At 69.1% G+C, this 14,962-nt stretch carries 15 protein-coding genes; 8 read left to right on the top strand and 7 right to left on the bottom strand.

All coding sequences use genetic code 11. The annotated features are described in order from the left end of the window. Window positions 1–49: 49 nt before the first annotated feature. Together ABZW96_RS30355 and ABZW96_RS30350 are read left to right on the top strand one after the other, a co-directional pair. On the top strand, window positions 50–406 hold the full coding sequence (locus ABZW96_RS30355; protein WP_355079195.1) for a type II toxin-antitoxin system RelE/ParE family toxin: 357 nt from the start codon (window positions 50–52) through the stop codon (window positions 404–406). Then, window positions 321–692: a helix-turn-helix transcriptional regulator gene (locus tag ABZW96_RS30350; protein ID WP_355079193.1), complete on the top strand. Its 372-nt coding sequence runs from the start codon at window positions 321–323 to the stop codon at window positions 690–692. Before ABZW96_RS30355 ends, ABZW96_RS30350 begins: the two co-directional genes overlap by 86 nt. A gap of 10 nt (window positions 693–702) precedes the next feature. Here ABZW96_RS30350 and ABZW96_RS30345 read toward each other — a convergent pair whose 3' ends face one another. The 3 genes from ABZW96_RS30345 to ABZW96_RS30335 all read right to left on the bottom strand — a co-directional run bounded on the left by ABZW96_RS30345 (window position 703) and on the right by ABZW96_RS30335 (window position 2,242). Continuing rightward, window positions 703–1,254: a flavin reductase family protein gene (locus ABZW96_RS30345; protein WP_355079191.1), complete on the bottom strand. Its 552-nt coding sequence runs from the start codon at window positions 1,252–1,254 to the stop codon at window positions 703–705. Between the two features lie 136 nt (window positions 1,255–1,390). After that, entirely contained in the window at window positions 1,391–1,867 is a 477-nt protein-coding gene (locus tag ABZW96_RS30340; RefSeq protein ID WP_355079189.1) for a YbaK/EbsC family protein, read from the bottom strand. A 54-nt stretch (window positions 1,868–1,921) separates the two neighbouring features. Next, window positions 1,922–2,242: a 2-oxo-4-hydroxy-4-carboxy-5-ureidoimidazoline decarboxylase gene (locus tag ABZW96_RS30335; RefSeq protein WP_355079187.1), complete on the bottom strand. Its 321-nt coding sequence runs from the start codon at window positions 2,240–2,242 to the stop codon at window positions 1,922–1,924. A 182-nt stretch (window positions 2,243–2,424) separates the two neighbouring features. Between ABZW96_RS30335 and ABZW96_RS30330 the strand changes: the two genes are divergently transcribed. Both ABZW96_RS30330 and ABZW96_RS30325 read left to right on the top strand, forming a co-directional pair. Continuing rightward, complete coding sequence (locus ABZW96_RS30330) at window positions 2,425–3,246, top strand: crotonase/enoyl-CoA hydratase family protein (protein WP_355079185.1); 822 nt, start codon at window positions 2,425–2,427, stop codon at window positions 3,244–3,246. A 187-nt stretch (window positions 3,247–3,433) separates the two neighbouring features. Next, entirely contained in the window at window positions 3,434–3,676 is a 243-nt protein-coding gene (locus ABZW96_RS30325) for a hypothetical protein (RefSeq protein ID WP_067794586.1), read from the top strand. A gap of 125 nt (window positions 3,677–3,801) precedes the next feature. Here ABZW96_RS30325 and ABZW96_RS30320 read toward each other — a convergent pair whose 3' ends face one another. Next, entirely contained in the window at window positions 3,802–4,293 is a 492-nt protein-coding gene (locus tag ABZW96_RS30320) for an inorganic diphosphatase (RefSeq protein WP_355079184.1), read from the bottom strand. Between the two features lie 217 nt (window positions 4,294–4,510). On the opposite strand from ABZW96_RS30320, the gene ABZW96_RS30315 reads away from it, so the two are divergent. Genes ABZW96_RS30315 through hpt form a run of 4 tightly spaced genes read left to right on the top strand, consistent with a single transcriptional unit; the run spans window position 4,511 to window position 8,816 of the window. Continuing rightward, window positions 4,511–5,950: a D-alanyl-D-alanine carboxypeptidase gene (locus ABZW96_RS30315; RefSeq protein WP_355079268.1), complete on the top strand. Its 1,440-nt coding sequence runs from the start codon at window positions 4,511–4,513 to the stop codon at window positions 5,948–5,950. A gap of 13 nt (window positions 5,951–5,963) precedes the next feature. Further along, complete coding sequence (locus ABZW96_RS30310) at window positions 5,964–7,073, top strand: zinc-dependent metalloprotease (protein ID WP_355079182.1); 1,110 nt, start codon at window positions 5,964–5,966, stop codon at window positions 7,071–7,073. Window positions 7,074–7,132: 59 nt separating this feature from the next. Next, window positions 7,133–8,260, top strand: coding sequence for a tRNA lysidine(34) synthetase TilS (gene tilS, locus ABZW96_RS30305; protein ID WP_355079180.1), 1,128 nt, complete (start codon window positions 7,133–7,135; stop codon window positions 8,258–8,260). A gap of 1 nt (window position 8,261) precedes the next feature. Then, on the top strand, window positions 8,262–8,816 hold the full coding sequence (gene hpt, locus ABZW96_RS30300; RefSeq protein ID WP_039794624.1) for a hypoxanthine phosphoribosyltransferase: 555 nt from the start codon (window positions 8,262–8,264) through the stop codon (window positions 8,814–8,816). A gap of 4 nt (window positions 8,817–8,820) precedes the next feature. Here the strand turns inward: hpt and ABZW96_RS30295 are convergent, their stop codons facing one another. Genes ABZW96_RS30295 through ABZW96_RS30285 form a run of 3 tightly spaced genes read right to left on the bottom strand, consistent with a single transcriptional unit; the run spans window position 8,821 to window position 14,794 of the window. Then, on the bottom strand, window positions 8,821–9,537 hold the full coding sequence (locus tag ABZW96_RS30295) for a cyclase family protein (protein WP_355079177.1): 717 nt from the start codon (window positions 9,535–9,537) through the stop codon (window positions 8,821–8,823). After that, window positions 9,534–12,248: a protein kinase gene (locus tag ABZW96_RS30290; protein ID WP_355079175.1), complete on the bottom strand. Its 2,715-nt coding sequence runs from the start codon at window positions 12,246–12,248 to the stop codon at window positions 9,534–9,536. Before ABZW96_RS30290 ends, ABZW96_RS30295 begins: the two co-directional genes overlap by 4 nt. Continuing rightward, window positions 12,245–14,794 carry a serine/threonine-protein kinase gene (locus ABZW96_RS30285; protein ID WP_355079173.1) on the bottom strand — a complete coding sequence of 850 codons (2,550 nt, stop codon included), beginning with the start codon at window positions 14,792–14,794 and terminating at the stop codon, window positions 12,245–12,247. The genes ABZW96_RS30290 and ABZW96_RS30285 overlap by 4 nt, the downstream gene beginning before the upstream one ends. Window positions 14,795–14,962: the final 168 nt, after the last annotated feature.

Below are 14,962 nucleotides of genomic sequence, written 5' to 3'. Positions count from 1 at the left end.
TCTCGTCGAAAAGGGTACTAAGACTCCCAGGCGATATAGCATTGATGCTATGGGTTGGGGTATTGTGGAGTTGGAACCGGAGGTGCGCGATTGGGTGGAAAGGCTCCCCTCGGTCGCATTCGCCCGGGTGGCGTTCTACATCGATTTGCTCGGGGACAAGGGACCGCTGCTCGGCGAGCCGTATACCCGGCAGTTGGACGGTAAGCTGCGGGAACTGCGGTTCTATTTGGACAGTTTCGCGGTCCGGCTCACCTACTGGATTGCACCTGGTCGTCGGATCGTGATGCTGACCGTATTCGTCAAGACGAGGATGCGGGAGCATGCCGAGGTCGAGCGAGCGCGACGAGCGCTCGACCGCTGCATCGCGGAGCGGCATACGGCCGAGGAGGATGAGATCAATGGCTGAGCGTGGTGATTGGGCGGAAATCAGGAACCGCCGGATGAAGGAACCCGGCGCTGCGGAGGCTTACGAAGCGGCTCGGTTGGCTTATGAACTGGGGCGGACGATTCGGCGGATGCGCGAGGAGCGGGGCTGGAGTCAGACCGGGCTGGCCGATGCCGCAGGTATGACCCAGTCCGCGGTCGCCAGGTTCGAGGCGGGTGGGACGGTGCCCAGCCTTCCTGTGCTGGAGCGGCTGGCCCGTGCGCTCGACGCCGAGTTGGTGGTGCAGGTGCGGCCGAGGGTGGCGTAGCGAACTCGGATCAGTCGCCGAGGGCGGTCGGCCGGTAGTAGCGGCCGTTGTAGTACAGCAGCGGAGCGGCGGAAGGCTTCTCGTCGGTGTTGTCGTGTACCCGGGTGACCAACCCGACTACGAAGGTGTGGTCGCCGATGGGGATCAGTTGGTGCACGGTGGCGCGCAGCCAGATGGGGGTGCCGTGCAGGACGGGTTCGCCGGTGTCGAGGGCGGTCCACAGCGATCGGTCGGTGAAACGCTCCTCCGCGGTTCGGGAGAACCGGTGGGCCAGGTGCTGCTGGTGCTCGCCGAGGAAATGGATGACGACGGACTCGGCGTCCAACATGCCGGACAGGCTGGAGGAGGTGTGCGCGATGTTGAACGACACAAGCGGCGGGTCCAGCGACAGCGAGGCGAAGGAAGTCGCGGTGAAGCCGACCGGCCCTTGCGGCGAACGCAGCGTGACGACGGTGACGCCGGCCGGATAGTGGCGCATCGATGCGCGATATTGCTCCGCGGTGATGCCGCTCAGATCGTCCGGAACCTGTAGTTCCGTCTCGGGCCGTGGTGCTTCGGTCACAACACGAAACTACGCGGGTCTCACGGCCCGCGGCGGTGGCACATGTCGAACGCGACCCCGGTCGTCGCTGGACCGGGCGGACATCGAGTATCGAAGTTTCGCGGCCTCCGGCACGATCTCGCGACGCCGGCGCCAGTTAGTCGACGTCGATCGGAAGACCCGCGGTGATCCGCAGCAATTCCGGGAACGACGTGCGGAAAATAGTGTTCGGATGCCCGCCCGCCGCCCATACCTCCCGATGGTGCGCCAGCGCGTTGTCGACCCAAGTGGGCAGGTTGGTCGGGTGGCCGACCGGCGCGACGCCGCCGATGGGCTGACCGGTCACCTGGCGCACCATATCGGCGGGGGCGCGGGTCAGCGTCCCTTCCAGACGCGCGCCGGTCTTCGCCAGGTCGACCTGGTGCGCCCCCGAGACCAGCAGCAACACCGGGTCGTCGTCGAGCAGGAACACCAGTGACTTCGTGATCGCGCCCACGTCGACGCCGAGCGCCCGCGCGGCGTCGTCGGCGGTGTGGGTGGGCTCTGGCTGGGCCACGATGAGACCGTGATGGCCCCGGGAGATGAGGGTGTCCGCGACCCGGCAGGCGACCGGTGGCAATGACGACCTGCGCATCCCACCAGGGTAGAGCGATTGCGGTCGGGACGCCGGGGAAGTCACGCGGTCGGCTCAGTATTCCGGATAGCCCTCGGCCGGGCCGAGCATCCCGGCGATCCGCCCACGGGTTATCCGCGCGAGTTCGGTCACGTCTCGCGCCGAGACCGGTTCGTGCGCAATCCCTTCGAAGGCGCGGTCGACGTCCCGCTGGGACAGCGCGAGCAGTTCGACATCGGCCTTGCTCAGCAGCGCGTCCCGATCGGAATAGGGGCGAGCGTCGGCCAGTGTCGCGGCCCACGTGACGTTGCAGCAGCACTCGTACAGCGCGTGCACCGCGCGGCCGCGTGGCATTTCGTTGAAGCGGTCGAGACCGATCCCGCGATGCATCAGCATGACGTCCTCCGAAGCCGGTGAATGAGGTTTGCTGACTTGCTCATGATCCGCTGTTCTGTCCACCGCGGACCAGTACACCATTGCGAATTTGCGCAGGGTTTACACGCGGCGAGGTTTTCTTTCCGAGTCGCGCATCACCGGGTCGGGACACGGGCTCCGATTTGTCTCGATACGCTGTACAAATGACAGATTGGCAGGCTTTCACCGTCGAAACGAAGGATCACGTCGCGCAGGTGACGTTGATCGGCCCCGGCAAGGGCAACGCGATGGGTCCCGACTTCTGGCGCGAGCTGCCGGAAGTGTTCCAGGCGCTGGACGCCGATCCGGAGGTGCGCGCGATCGTGCTGACCGGCTCCGGCAAACACTTCTCCTACGGTCTGGACCTGCCCGCGATGAGCGGCACGTTCGGCCCGTTGCTGGCCGATCGCGCGCTGGCCGCCCCTCGCACCGACTTCCTCGTCGACGTGCGCAAGATGCAGGCCGCGATCACGGCCGTGGCGGACTGCCGCAAGCCGGTGATCGCGGCGGTGTCCGGCTGGTGCATCGGAGGCGGGCTGGATCTCATCGCGGCGGCCGACATCCGCTACGCCAGCGCGGAGGCGAAGTTCAGTCTGCGCGAGGCGAAGGTCGCGATCGTCGCCGACGTCGGCTCGCTGCAACGGCTGCCCGGCATCATCGGTGAGGGACACCTGCGCGAACTCGCCTACACCGCCAAAGACATCGACGCCGCGCGCGCGGAGAAGATCGGCCTGGTCAACGACGTCTTCCCCGACCAAGACGCGGTGCTGGACGCGGCGCACGCCACCGCGCGGGAGATCGCAGCGAACCCGCCGCTGGTGGTGCAGGGCGTCAAAGACGTGCTGGAGCAGCGGCGCAAGGACGAGATCGCCGCGGGCCTGCGCTACGTCTCCGCGTGGAACGCCGCGTTCCTGCCGTCGGAGGATCTCGCCGAGGCGGTCAAGGCCGTCTTCGAGAAGCGCGCGCCCGAATTCCGCGGCCACTGACACCGGCGGCGCGCTCGCACCCGGGCGGGTGCGCCGTCACCGACCCCAAGGGTGGGTATCGAGGGTGGGCAAGGTGATTCGCCTCAGGGTTGCGTTGCCCTCACCCTAGGGGTGGCTGTGCGAGATGCCGATCGCCCATATCGTTTGAGGTGTCAAAAATTTCATCTCGCATTCAGGAGCAAGAGCGATGCGTATCAAGTCCTTCTTCGCCGCTGGTCTGCTGGCCACCGCTGCCGTCGCCGGGGTGTCGACGGCCGCTTCGGCCTCCGCCGCACCGGTTTACCAGGAGGTCGCCTACGGCGGCACCTACGTCGGCACCTACGCCACGCTGAGCGCGTGCCGGGCCGACGGCGAGTCGCCGAGCACCGGCGGCTACTACTGGGAGTGCATCGAGACCTGGGACGGCTACGACCTGTACATCTACTACTGAGCCACCTGTCACAGAGAAGGGGCATCCGGATTCCGGGTGTCCCTTTTCGCCTTTCGTGACCCCGACCGCGAAGCGGGGAGTCCGGTGTCTGCCGGACTCCCCGCTTTCGTTGTGCCCGAAGGGCTTCAGTGTCCGCCCTGGTCCTTCAACCGCTGGATGGACGCCTGCACCTCGGCCTCGGCCTCGGCCCGCCCGACCCACTCCGAGCCCTTGACGAACTTGCCGGGCTCGAGATCCTTGTAGCGCTCGAAGAAGTGCTTGATCGCGGCCAGCTCGAACTCCGGGACATCCTTCAGATCCTGGATGTGGTCCCAGCGCGGGTCGCCCGCGGGCACGCACAGGATCTTGTCGTCGCCGCCCGCCTCGTCGGTCATCTTGTACATGGCGACCGGCCTGGCCTCCACGATCACGCCGGGGAACACCGAATCGGGCAGCAGGACCAGCGCGTCCAGCGGGTCGCCGTCCTCGCCGAGGGTGTTCTCGATGTAGCCGTAGTCGGCGGGATAGACCATGGACGTGTACAGGAACCGGTCGAGCCGGACCCGGCCGGTCTCGTGATCGACCTCGTACTTGTTCCGGGAACCCTTGGGGATCTCGATCGTGACGTCGAACTCCACGCCATCTCCTTCGTGCATCGGTGCCGAGTTCTGCGACTCGGCTGCTATTCGGCGACTGCCGACTCGGCCGCTGCGGAGTGCGCCGACTCGCCAGGTTGTTCAGGGGAACGGTTGCGCAACGAGGATAGTGTGGTCGTCGGGGACATGGGTGCGGCAGGCGGCTGCTGCGGGAATCGGTCAGGAGAGCGGCGGCGACGTGTTTGGTGGCAACGAGAACATCGGTGGGCTGGCCGCCCGGCGGCGCCGCAACAGATGGCTGTTGATCTCGACCGTGCTGGTCGTGCTGGCCGTGGCCGCCGCGGTGGCACTGCTCGCGGTGCGGCCGTGGACCGAGGAGTTCCGGCACGGTGGTCTGACCATCGCCGCCCCGCCCGCGCCGACCGAGCCGTCCGGGCAGGTCGTCCCGGCCCGGCCCACCGGTTCCGCGCCGAGTTCCGCCGGGATCGCCGCCGCGCTGGCCCCGGTGATCGCCAATCCGGACCTCGGCGCGTTCGCGGGCCAGGTGACCGACGCCGACAGCGGGACGGTGCTGTGGAGCGGCGACGCGAACCGGCCGATGATCCCGTCGTCCACCGCGAAGATCCTCACCACCGCGGCCGCTCTGCTCACGCTGCCCGCCGAGCAACGGGTGACCACGAAGGTGGTCGCCGGTGCGGCGCCGAACGAACTGGTGCTGGTCGGCGGCGGCGATCCGACGCTCACCGCGCAGCCGGACGGCAAGGGGTACTACCCGAACGGACCGCGTCTGTCCGATCTGGTCACCCAGATCAAGTCCGCGGGCCGCGCGGTGGACACGATCGTCGTCGACCTCTCCGCCTACACCGGCCCGACCATGGCGCAGGGCTGGGACCCGGTCGACATCCCCGAGGGGTCCATCGCCCCGATCGAGCCGGTGATGATCGACGGCGGCCGGTTGCAACCGCTAGTCGAGTACTCGCCGCGCACCGCGACGCCCGCTCTGGACGCGGGACGGCGGCTGGCCACCGAACTGGGGCTCGACCCGGCGCGGGTCCGGGCGGGCGCCGCACCCGCGGGCGCGGCCGAGGTCGCCTCGGTGCGTTCGGCGCCGCTGCGCGACCGGCTGCGCGACATGATGGTCTACTCCGACAACGTGCTCGCCGAGGCGATCGGACGGGAGATCGCGACCGCCACCGGCGGCGAGGCCTCGTTCACCGGCGGGGTCACCGCGGTGCGCACGGCGCTGAGCAAGGCCGGTTTCGATCTGTCCGGCCTGGATATGCACGACAGCAGCGGGCTTTCGGTAGACGACCGGATTCCCGCGCGATTGCTCGACCGGGTCGTGGCGACCGCGGCCGAGCCCACCGGCGCCACGGCGGTGCGACCGGCAGGCACCAAGGCCCGGCCCGAGAACGGCCGGGTCGCGGCGACCTTGACGCCGATGCTCGACAACCTGCCGGTCGCCGGTGCCACGGGCTCGCTGACCAGCCGCTACGTCACCCGGGATCGTCAGGCGGCGGGCTGGGTGCGAGCCAAGACCGGAACTCTGTCGGTCTCCAGCGCGTTGGTCGGATATGTGCTGGACGCCGATGGGCGGGTGCTGACCTTCGCACTGATGTCGAACGATCGACCACCGGAGGTGAGCAGGCCCGCGTTGGACGCGATCGCAGGCACGCTGCGAAACTGTGGATGCTCGTGACGGGTGGTTGATCATGACCCAGCAAGGTTCCGAGACAGCCGATTTCGGCTCCGCCGGTGCGGTCGAGCGGCGAAAACTCCGCTCGGGCCTGTCCGGCGTGGTCGACTGGCGTTTGGCCGCGCGGACCGGCTCCGTTCTGGTGCCCGCGGGTCCGCGCACGTCGCGCTATTCGGCCGAGCAGGTGGTCGCCGAGCTCGCCGATGCCTCCGTGCGGGCCGAGGCGCCGGTGCGCGAGGTCAGCGGGTTGCTGGACGACCGGCCGGTCCCGGCGGCCAGAATCGTCGACCGGCCGGGGTGGATCACGGCCGCCGCCGACTCGATGGCCCAGCTCACCGGGGCGGATGAGGCACAGGGCGACCGCAAGCTCTTCGCGGGCAAACCCGCCGGGGTGCAGGCGGGCGCCATGCTCGCCTTCCTGTCCACCGCGATCCTCGGTCAATACGACCCGTTCACGGGGCCGGACGGCACTCTGTTGCTGGTCGCGCCGAACATCGTCGCGGTGGAGCGGGCGCTCGGGGTGTCGGCGAGCGATTTCCGGCTGTGGGTGTGCCTGCACGAGGTGACCCACCGGGTGCAGTTCTCCTCCGCGCCCTGGCTCGGCGAATACATGCGCGCGAACGTCGAGGTACTCGGCGAGGCCGGTGACGAGCCGGTGAGCGACATGCTGTCCCGGCTGGTCGAAGAGGTGCGCGACCGCCGTCGCGGAACCGCCCCCGACGATCCGGCCGCGCGCGGTGTGGTCGGGCTGCTGCGTGCTACCCAGGCGCCGCCGCAGCGTGCGGCGCTGGACCGCCTGCTCATGCTCGGCACCCTGTTGGAGGGGCACGCCGATCACGTCATGGACGCGGTCGGTCCTGCGGTCGTCCCGTCGGTCGAGCAGATCCGCACCGCGTTCGACCAACGCCGCAGGCGTCCGACCAACCCGGTGCAGCGACTCCTGCGCGCGCTGCTCGGCGTGGACGCGAAGGTCGCCCAGTACGTGCGTGGCAAGAAATTCGTCGATGAGGTGGTCGCCACCGTCGGGATGACGCGGTTCAACACGGTGTGGACCGAAGCCGACACGCTGCCGCGCACCGACGAGATCGAGCAGCCGCAGCGCTGGATCGAACGAGTACTGGACTGAACGAGGGTTCCCGGCTCGGCGGCGACTCGCCGTGCGCGGTCGGCCGGTAGGCTGCGCCCATGGGGCGTGCGCCAGGAACGACACCCGGGCGCTTCGGGCCGGAGAGCGGGACATCCGGATCCGGGCGGCCGTCCGCCGCCCGGCGATTGCCCGAGACCGCCGCTGTGCTGGCCGTTCGTCGAGCGGTCCGGGATTGGCTGAGCAGGTTCGGGCCGCGTGAGACCGAGGAGCAGGCGGTCGCGGTGGCGCTGTCCGGCGGCGCGGATTCGCTGGCCCTCACTGCGGCGGCAGTGGTCGAGACGGGCGCGGTCGACGCCTTGGTGGTGGATCATCGCCTACAACCCGGTTCCGGCGCCGTCGCCGCCGAGGCTGCGGCACAGGCACTCGCCCTCGGCTGCCGGTCCGCGCGCGTGCTCGCGGTCCAGGTCGGCACCGAGGGCGGTGTGGAAGCCGCCGCGCGCCGGGCGCGGTATGCCGCGCTGGACTCCGCGCGCCACGGTCTTCCGGTGCTGCTCGGGCACACCCTCGACGACCAGGCCGAAACGGTGCTGCTCGGGCTCGCACGCGGCTCCGGTGGCCGCTCGATCCAAGGGATGTCCGCGTACGCCGAGCCGTGGGGGCGGCCGTTGCTCGGCGTGCGCCGGGAGACCACCCGGCGCGTGTGCGCCGATCTGGGCGTGACGCCGCACGACGACCCGCACAACGTGGCGCCGGAGTTCACCAGGGTCCGGCTACGCACCGAGGCGTTGCCGCTGTTGGAGCAGATCCTCGGCGGCGGGGTGGCCCCGGCGCTGGCGCGTACGGCCGAACAACTGCGGGAGGACGGGGCGGTTCTCGACGCGCTCGCCGCCGAGCTGCGGCACACCGCCGGTGATGGGCGGGCGCTGGTGATCGAGACCCTCGCCACTGCACCCGCGGCTCTGCGGAAACGGGCGATTCGGGCATGGCTGCTCGAGCACGGTGCGAAAGCCCTGACCACCAAGCATTTACAGGCAGTCGACGAACTGGTTACGGCTTGGCGCGGACAGGGCGGCGTCGCGGTCGGCGGCGGCATGCCGGGTAGCAGGTTGGTCGCGGGGCGCGAACATGGCAGGCTGACACTGCGGCTGGGTGAGGCTGGCATCGGACCGATGACGCAGACCGAACCGGCCGAACGGGCTCACCACCACGGAAGGGAATCCAGCTGACGTGTACGGGGATGACATCGCGTCGGTGCTGATCACCGCGGAACAGATCGCCGCCAAGACCCAGGAGCTGGCCGAACTCATCGCCAAGCGGTATCCACCCGACGCTCCGGAGGGCGATCTGCTGTTGGTGGGCGTGCTCAAGGGCGCGATCTTCTTCATGACCGACCTGGCCAAGGCCCTGCCGATCCCGACCCAGATGGAGTTCATGGCCGTCTCGTCCTACGGGTCGTCGACCTCGTCCTCGGGTGTGGTGCGCATCATGAAGGACTTGGACAAGGACATCGCGGGCCGCAACGTCCTGATCGTCGAGGACATCATCGACTCCGGGCTCACGCTGTCGTGGCTCAAGCGCAACCTGTCCACCCGTAACCCGGCTTCGCTCGAGGTGGTCACCTTGCTACGCAAGCCCGACGCGCTACGCACGCCGGTGGAGGTCGCGCACGTCGGATTCGACATCCCGAACGAATTCGTCGTCGGCTACGGCCTCGACTACGCGGAGCGCTACCGCGACCTGCCCTACATCGGCACCCTCAACCCCAAGGTCTACGGCGGCTGAGACCTCATCCGGGCAGGATGCCGAAAATCGTTGCCGGCGAACCGGAACCGCCGCGATAGAGCGGTCCGCCCACCAGCACCCACGCCCCGGTTGCGGGCAGTGCCGCCAGGTTCGCCAAGCATTCCAAGCTGATCCGGTGCTCGCCGTAGAGCAGCTTCGACACCGCGTACGTCTCGTCGGTGCCCACGTCGGGGCCGAATGTGTCGATGCCAAGCGCGCCGCGGCGACCGAGCCTGCCGCCGCGCAGCAGCCATTCCACCGTCTGCACCGCGAAACCGGGTTGCCGACCGGCTGATTCGCCCGTGCCGACGAACTCCGGCGTGCCCCACTTGGCGTCCCACCCGGTCCAGGCGACGATCGCGGCGCTGTCCGGGATCCGGCCGTGCTCGGCCTCCCACCGCTTCAGATCGTCGACCGTGATCGCGTAGTCGCGATCGTTCGCGCAGCGCTGCCGGAGATCGATCTTCACCGCGGGCAGCAGCAGATCGTCGAGGTCGAGTTCGTCGGCGGCCAGTCCGTCCGCGCGGAAATGAATCGGCGCACCCCAATGTGTTCCGGTGTGTTCGCCCTGCTGGATATAGCGCAGGAGGTAGCCGTCGTTCGCGATCGTGGCCACGATGTCGGTGCGGAATTCCGGATCCTCCGGGTACAGCGGTGTGGTGACCGGATCGTGGACGTGCGACAGGTTCACCAGCCGTCCCAGCGGGCGGGGTGTGGTCATCGCGTCCGCTGGGGAATCGCCCTGGCCAGAGCGAGCAGATCCGCTTCCAGGAGCCGGAACAGTCGATAGGTCAACACGAATGCCAGGATGCCACCCACGCTCAGCACACGCACCGGAACGATCACCAGCTCCAGGTCGTCGGCCTCGACGAAGGTCGCGCTCGCCACGCCGAGCAGCGGAACCGATGCCGCCACACCGAGGTAGAAGCTGCCGCGCCTGGCCAGCGCGCGGAGCTGGCGTTCGTCGTCGGGACCGATACCGCCGCGCACCAGCAGCTGTGGATAGATCGCGCGCACCGAGTAGACCATGATCGGAAAGAACGGATAGGCGAGCGCGATCGCCGCGCACACGATCTGCGCGGCGAAGAAGTGCAAGAAGGTGCCACGCGGCAGGTCGACTCCGGAGAAGGCCAGCCCGAGCGGCCAGACGATGCCCGCGACCAGCCAGAAGCCGAAGGGTATCCACACCGCCCAGTCACCCATCAGCAAGGTGTCGCGGCGTGCTTTCGCGAGCGTGCGCGCGGAGTAGCCGTCGCCACGGCCGAGGCGGTAGGAGATGGCGAGCGGCCGCCGGGTCATGAACAACAGCAGCAGCGCGGCGACCGGGAACGCGATGAGGTTGTTGATCAATCCGACCGCCGTGAACTTCTCCTGGTCCGCGGTCGACATCCGGTCGATGATCAGGGTCTGGTTCAGCTGGATGTTATAGAAGCTGGCCAGCACGTTCGGCACGCCGACGCACAGCGCCGCGACCGGAAGCAGCCACCCGCGGGCGCGGTGGGCGAGGCTGCCGGGCGGGGGATCGACCAGGTCGCGCGCGCGGGTGTCCAGGCAGAGGTCGAGTTGTCCCGCGAGTTCGGCGCCGCCGCGCCAGCGCCGCTGCGGGTCTTCGTGCAGACAGTCCAGCAGTACGCGGCGCAGCGTGGCCGGCGTGTCTTCCGGCAGGCGCGCGAGCGCCGCGGCCGAGACGCCGCCGCGGCGCTCCGCGAGCATCCGCGTGTACGTCTCGGTGCCGGGGCTGTTCTGCTCCAGTGGCGGATCGTCGAAGGGGGTTGCGCCCGTGAGCATTTCCCAGAGCAGCACACCGAGGGAGTAGACGTCGCTGGCGTCGCCGGGGGCTGGCGCGTCGGGGTCGAGGTAGCGGCTCAGCTGCTCCGGAGAGCGGTAGACCAGTGCGTCGGTCCCGCCGGGACCGTGCGGCGCGGTGCGCCCAGGTATCTCACCGAGGGCGAAATCGGCCAGCTTGGGAATGCCCTCCGCGGTGAACAGCACGTTCGCCGGTTTGATGTCGTGGTGCAGCACGCCATGGTGTGCGGCGTAATCCAGCGCGTCGGCCAGCCGCCTGCCCACCCACGCCACGGTCTCCGGCCAGTTCAGCCGCGCGATCTCGGCGCGCACGCTCGAATCCGACGGCCGGATCTCGCCCTTGGCCTCCATGGCGGTGTCCACCGCGCGCAGCAGCAGGGCGCCGCCGTCGGTCACGGGGCTGCGACGGCGTTGCTCGAGCAGGTCGACCGCCGTGCCGCCGGGGAGGTATTGCATGTAGACCAGACGCGGGAGGGCGGTCGTCCTGGACTCCGGTGCGAGGGGCGGTCGCGGGGGCGCGGATGCGATGTCGTTTGGAGGGACCGCGATGGTCGCGTCCGGATCGCTCGATCGCTCGGTCACCGCGTCCGGATGAGCCGGAACCGCGGCGGCGTCACGAGGTTCGGCCGATCGTCCGGAATCGGGAATCAGAGCACTGCGTGGGCGGACCGCAGCGGTCGTATCGGGCGCGCTGACCACGGTCTCGTCATCGATACCTTCTGGCGCGGTGGCTGTCGCATCACCCGTGACGGTCGGGGCGCGCCTCTCGGCGCCGTGCGTGCGCGGGCCGGGGACCGTTTCGTCGTCGCTGGGGTGGCTCGTCGTTCGGGTTGTCGGCGCCACGATGGTGTCGTCGTCGCCGGGGCGGCTCGTCCGGCTGGACGGGACGGCCGCGGCGTCGAGGTCGAGGCGCGGCGCGGCGATGGCGGCGTTCGCCGCGGTGTGGCGGCCGTTCGCGGGAGGACCCGCGATGGTCAGGGCCTGTGCGGCGTCGGCGCTGAGTACTCGCTGGTCGAAGACCCGCACGATGTGGGCGTGGTCGAGCTGGGCCATCGTGTGCGCCGCGCCCGCCCGGCCCGCCGAGAACCGGACGGCGACCAGCCGTTGCATGGAACGCTGCCTGGCTAGGAAGACCCGGCCGAGCAGTCCCGCGCCCAGGTCGGTGAGCAGGTCGAAGTCATCGATCCGCAGGCCCGGCGCGAGATCGGCGAGCGCGGCGAGGGCTTCGCTCGAGTCGGCGTCCGGGTGGGCGTCGTCGGCGGCGAGATCGGCGAGGTGCTCGCGGACCGCGCCGGCGAGGTCCGGGTATTCGGCGAGGAAGTCCTCCAGCGGCAGCGGTCCGCGTCCGCGACGCGCCAGAAATTCCTCGCACAGCAGGTCGACCAACTCGGAGCTGGTCTCCACATCGGGGAATTCCTCGCGATAGTCGGCGATCCGTTTGCCGAGCCCTTCGCGCTCCCAGCGTCGCCGCAGATCCACGCGGATCAGATCGACGAGTACCCCCAGGCGAACTTGCGTGCCGTCGGGTACGTAGTCGCGAATCTGCGGCGGCAAGCGATCACCATGGAGACTGCGCTGCCAGTCGGCGGAGAAGCGGGCGACGGCATCGGTGCGGGGCAAACTCACGTGTCGGTCTCCACGGCGGTCGCGGTCGATCGGGCGGGTCGGCCCTCGGCGGCCCCCGATTCGGCGGATTCCGGATCGACCACCCGCTCCAGCGCCCGTAGGTCCGCTTCCAGCGCACGGAACAGCAGATAGGTGCCCACGAACGCGATTATGCCGCCCACACACAGCAGCCGAACCGCGACGATGACCGAGGGGATGTCGGACGGGGGCAGGAAGGTCACCCCGGTGACCGCGAGCAGCGGCACCGAGGCGGCCACCGCGAGGTAGCCGTTGCAGCGCCGGTCAAGGCCGCGCAGCCAGACCGCGTCCTCGGGGCTGATGTCGCCGTGCCGGAGGAACAAGGGATAGACGCACCGCACCAGGTAGAACGTCAGCAGGAAGAAGGGATAGGCGACCGCGATCGCGCCGCACACCACCAACGAGGAGAAGAAGTGCACCACGGCCTGTGCCGATATATCTCCCGTCGACACCTGTAGCGCGATCGGGAAGATCAGTCCGGCCAGCACCCACAGCGAGAAGGCCACGGCCACGGCCCGATCGCCCATCAGCAACGCATCGCGTCTGGCACGCCGCAGGGTTCCCGGATCGTATCTTCGTCCTTTGCGTAGGCCGCGCGGCACCGTCAGCACGTATCTCGCCATATACAGCACGAGCGCGATGCCGGTCGGGAAGAAGATCGCGTTCACCACGCCGGTGATGATGAGGAAGGTCTGCTGGGCCTCCTCGGTCATCCGGCTGATGATCAGGTGCTGGTTGTGCTGGATGTTGTACAGCGAGGCGAGCACATTCGGCAGCGCCATCGCCACCAGCGCCACCGGAACGATGTAGGGGCGCAGCCGCAGCCGCCAGCTGTTCGGCGCGGGGTCGACCAATTCTCGCGCGCGTTCGTCCAGGCACATCTCCAGCTGCCTGGCCAGGATCGCGCCGCTGGACCACCGGTCGGCCCGCTCGGGGGCGAGGCAGGTCAAAAGGATGCGCCGCAACGCGGCGGGACAGTCGGCCGGAACCCGCTGCAGCGCGGCCTCGTCCACGCCGCTGCTGCGCCGCTCCAGCATGGCCTCCAGCGTGGTGTCGTCGCCTTGGTCACCCGCCCCCGCCGTGCGATCGTCGAACGGCTTCGCACCGGTGAGCAGCTCCCACAACACCACGCCGAGCGAATAGATGTCGGCGCGGGTATCCAGGTCGGCGGCACTGCGGCCGAAACTGGGATGGCAGGCCTCCAGTTGTTCCGGTGACATGTAGGCCAGTGATCCGCCGAAGTAGGCCACCGGGCTGGTGCCCTCCACGTTGCGGCTGAAGCTGATGTTGAAGTCGGCGAGTTTCGGCACGCCCTCGGCGGTGAGCAGGACATTGGCCGGTTTGACGTCGCGGTGCAGCACGCCGTGCGAGGAGGCGTAGTCCAGCGCCTCGGCCAGCCTGCGGCCCAGCCACGCCACCGTCTCCGGCCAGCTCAGCGCCGCGATCTCGGCGCGCACGCTGGAGTCGGTCGGCCGGATCTCGCCCTTCTCCTCCATGGCCGCGTCCACGGCGTCCAGCAGAAGCCTGCCGCTGCGCTCCTCGGGTGGGGTCGCGCGCACCCAGCGCAGTACGCCGAGCAGCGTGCCTCCGGGCAGGAACTGCATGTAGAGCAGCCGCAGCCGGCGCGCGGCGCCCTCGGCGTCGTCCAGCAGCCGCTGGTCGAAGACCCGCACGATGTAGTCGTGGTCGAGCTGGGCCAGCGTCTGCGGCTCGGTGCCGTGATCGCTGGAGATCTTCACCGCGACCAGCCGTTGCAGCGAGCGCTGCCGCGCGAGGAAGACCCGGGCGAACGCACCGCTGCCCAGACCGGTCAGCAGATCGAAGTCGTCGATCCGCTGACCGATCTCGATCCGGTCGAGCGGGTCGGAGCGGCCCGGCCCGGTCCCGATCGTCGTGGGCACGGCGGTGGCCGTACCCGTCAGATCGGCGGCGGTCGTTCTGGTCACCTCGGAATCACGAGCAGACCCCGCGGTTCGGTTCAATACGGTGTCGGCGAGAACGGAGTCGCTGTGCGCGACCGCGGTCAAGACGGAATCCTCCGGAGTCGCGCGACGGGTGCTCTGGTCGATTTCGTCGGCGTTCAGCAACTCGCGCAGTTGCTCCGCCTGCCGCGGATATTCGCGCAGGCATTCGCGCGGATCGACCCGCTCGCCGCTCTGGCGGCGGATGACGAACTCCTCGTACACCAAGCCGGCCGGAATATCGTCGGAAGCGAGTTCGGGGAATTCGGCGCAGTAATCGGTCAGGCGCATGCGCGCGGCCGGTTCCGGCGCGGTGCCCGCGCCTTTACCGCGGCGAAGCAGCCAGCGATGGCGCAGGTCGACGCGGATCAGCTCCAGCAATGCCTCACGTCGCAAGGTACTGGCGTCCGGTAGATATTCGGCGATCACCGGTGGGCGCCGGGTGGATTCCCACTCCGCTGTGAACGCGGCCACCGCGTCGGATTCGGCACGCGACAGGTCGCCACTCCTCGGCCGGGTGGAAATACCCGTGTCGGGGTCGGACCTTCTCTCAGAGTTCGCACTCATGCTCGGACCTAGTGGCTCGGCGGACGCCGCGGAATCCGCACCGGTTGTTGTCCGATGTGCCGAAAATTTCCGCCACACCCGACACCATCATCCCCCGTGCCGTATTCGAAATGATAACTTGCGGCTCGACAGTGGATCACCCGATTTCGACAACGACGCGACGGGGGA

Source organism: Nocardia sp. NPDC004168 (genome assembly GCF_040610355.1).
Classification (GTDB): domain Bacteria; phylum Actinomycetota; class Actinomycetes; order Mycobacteriales; family Mycobacteriaceae; genus Nocardia; species Nocardia sichangensis.
Note: the sequence above shows the minus strand (reverse complement) of the source record. Positions and strands in the feature narration are given on the sequence as shown.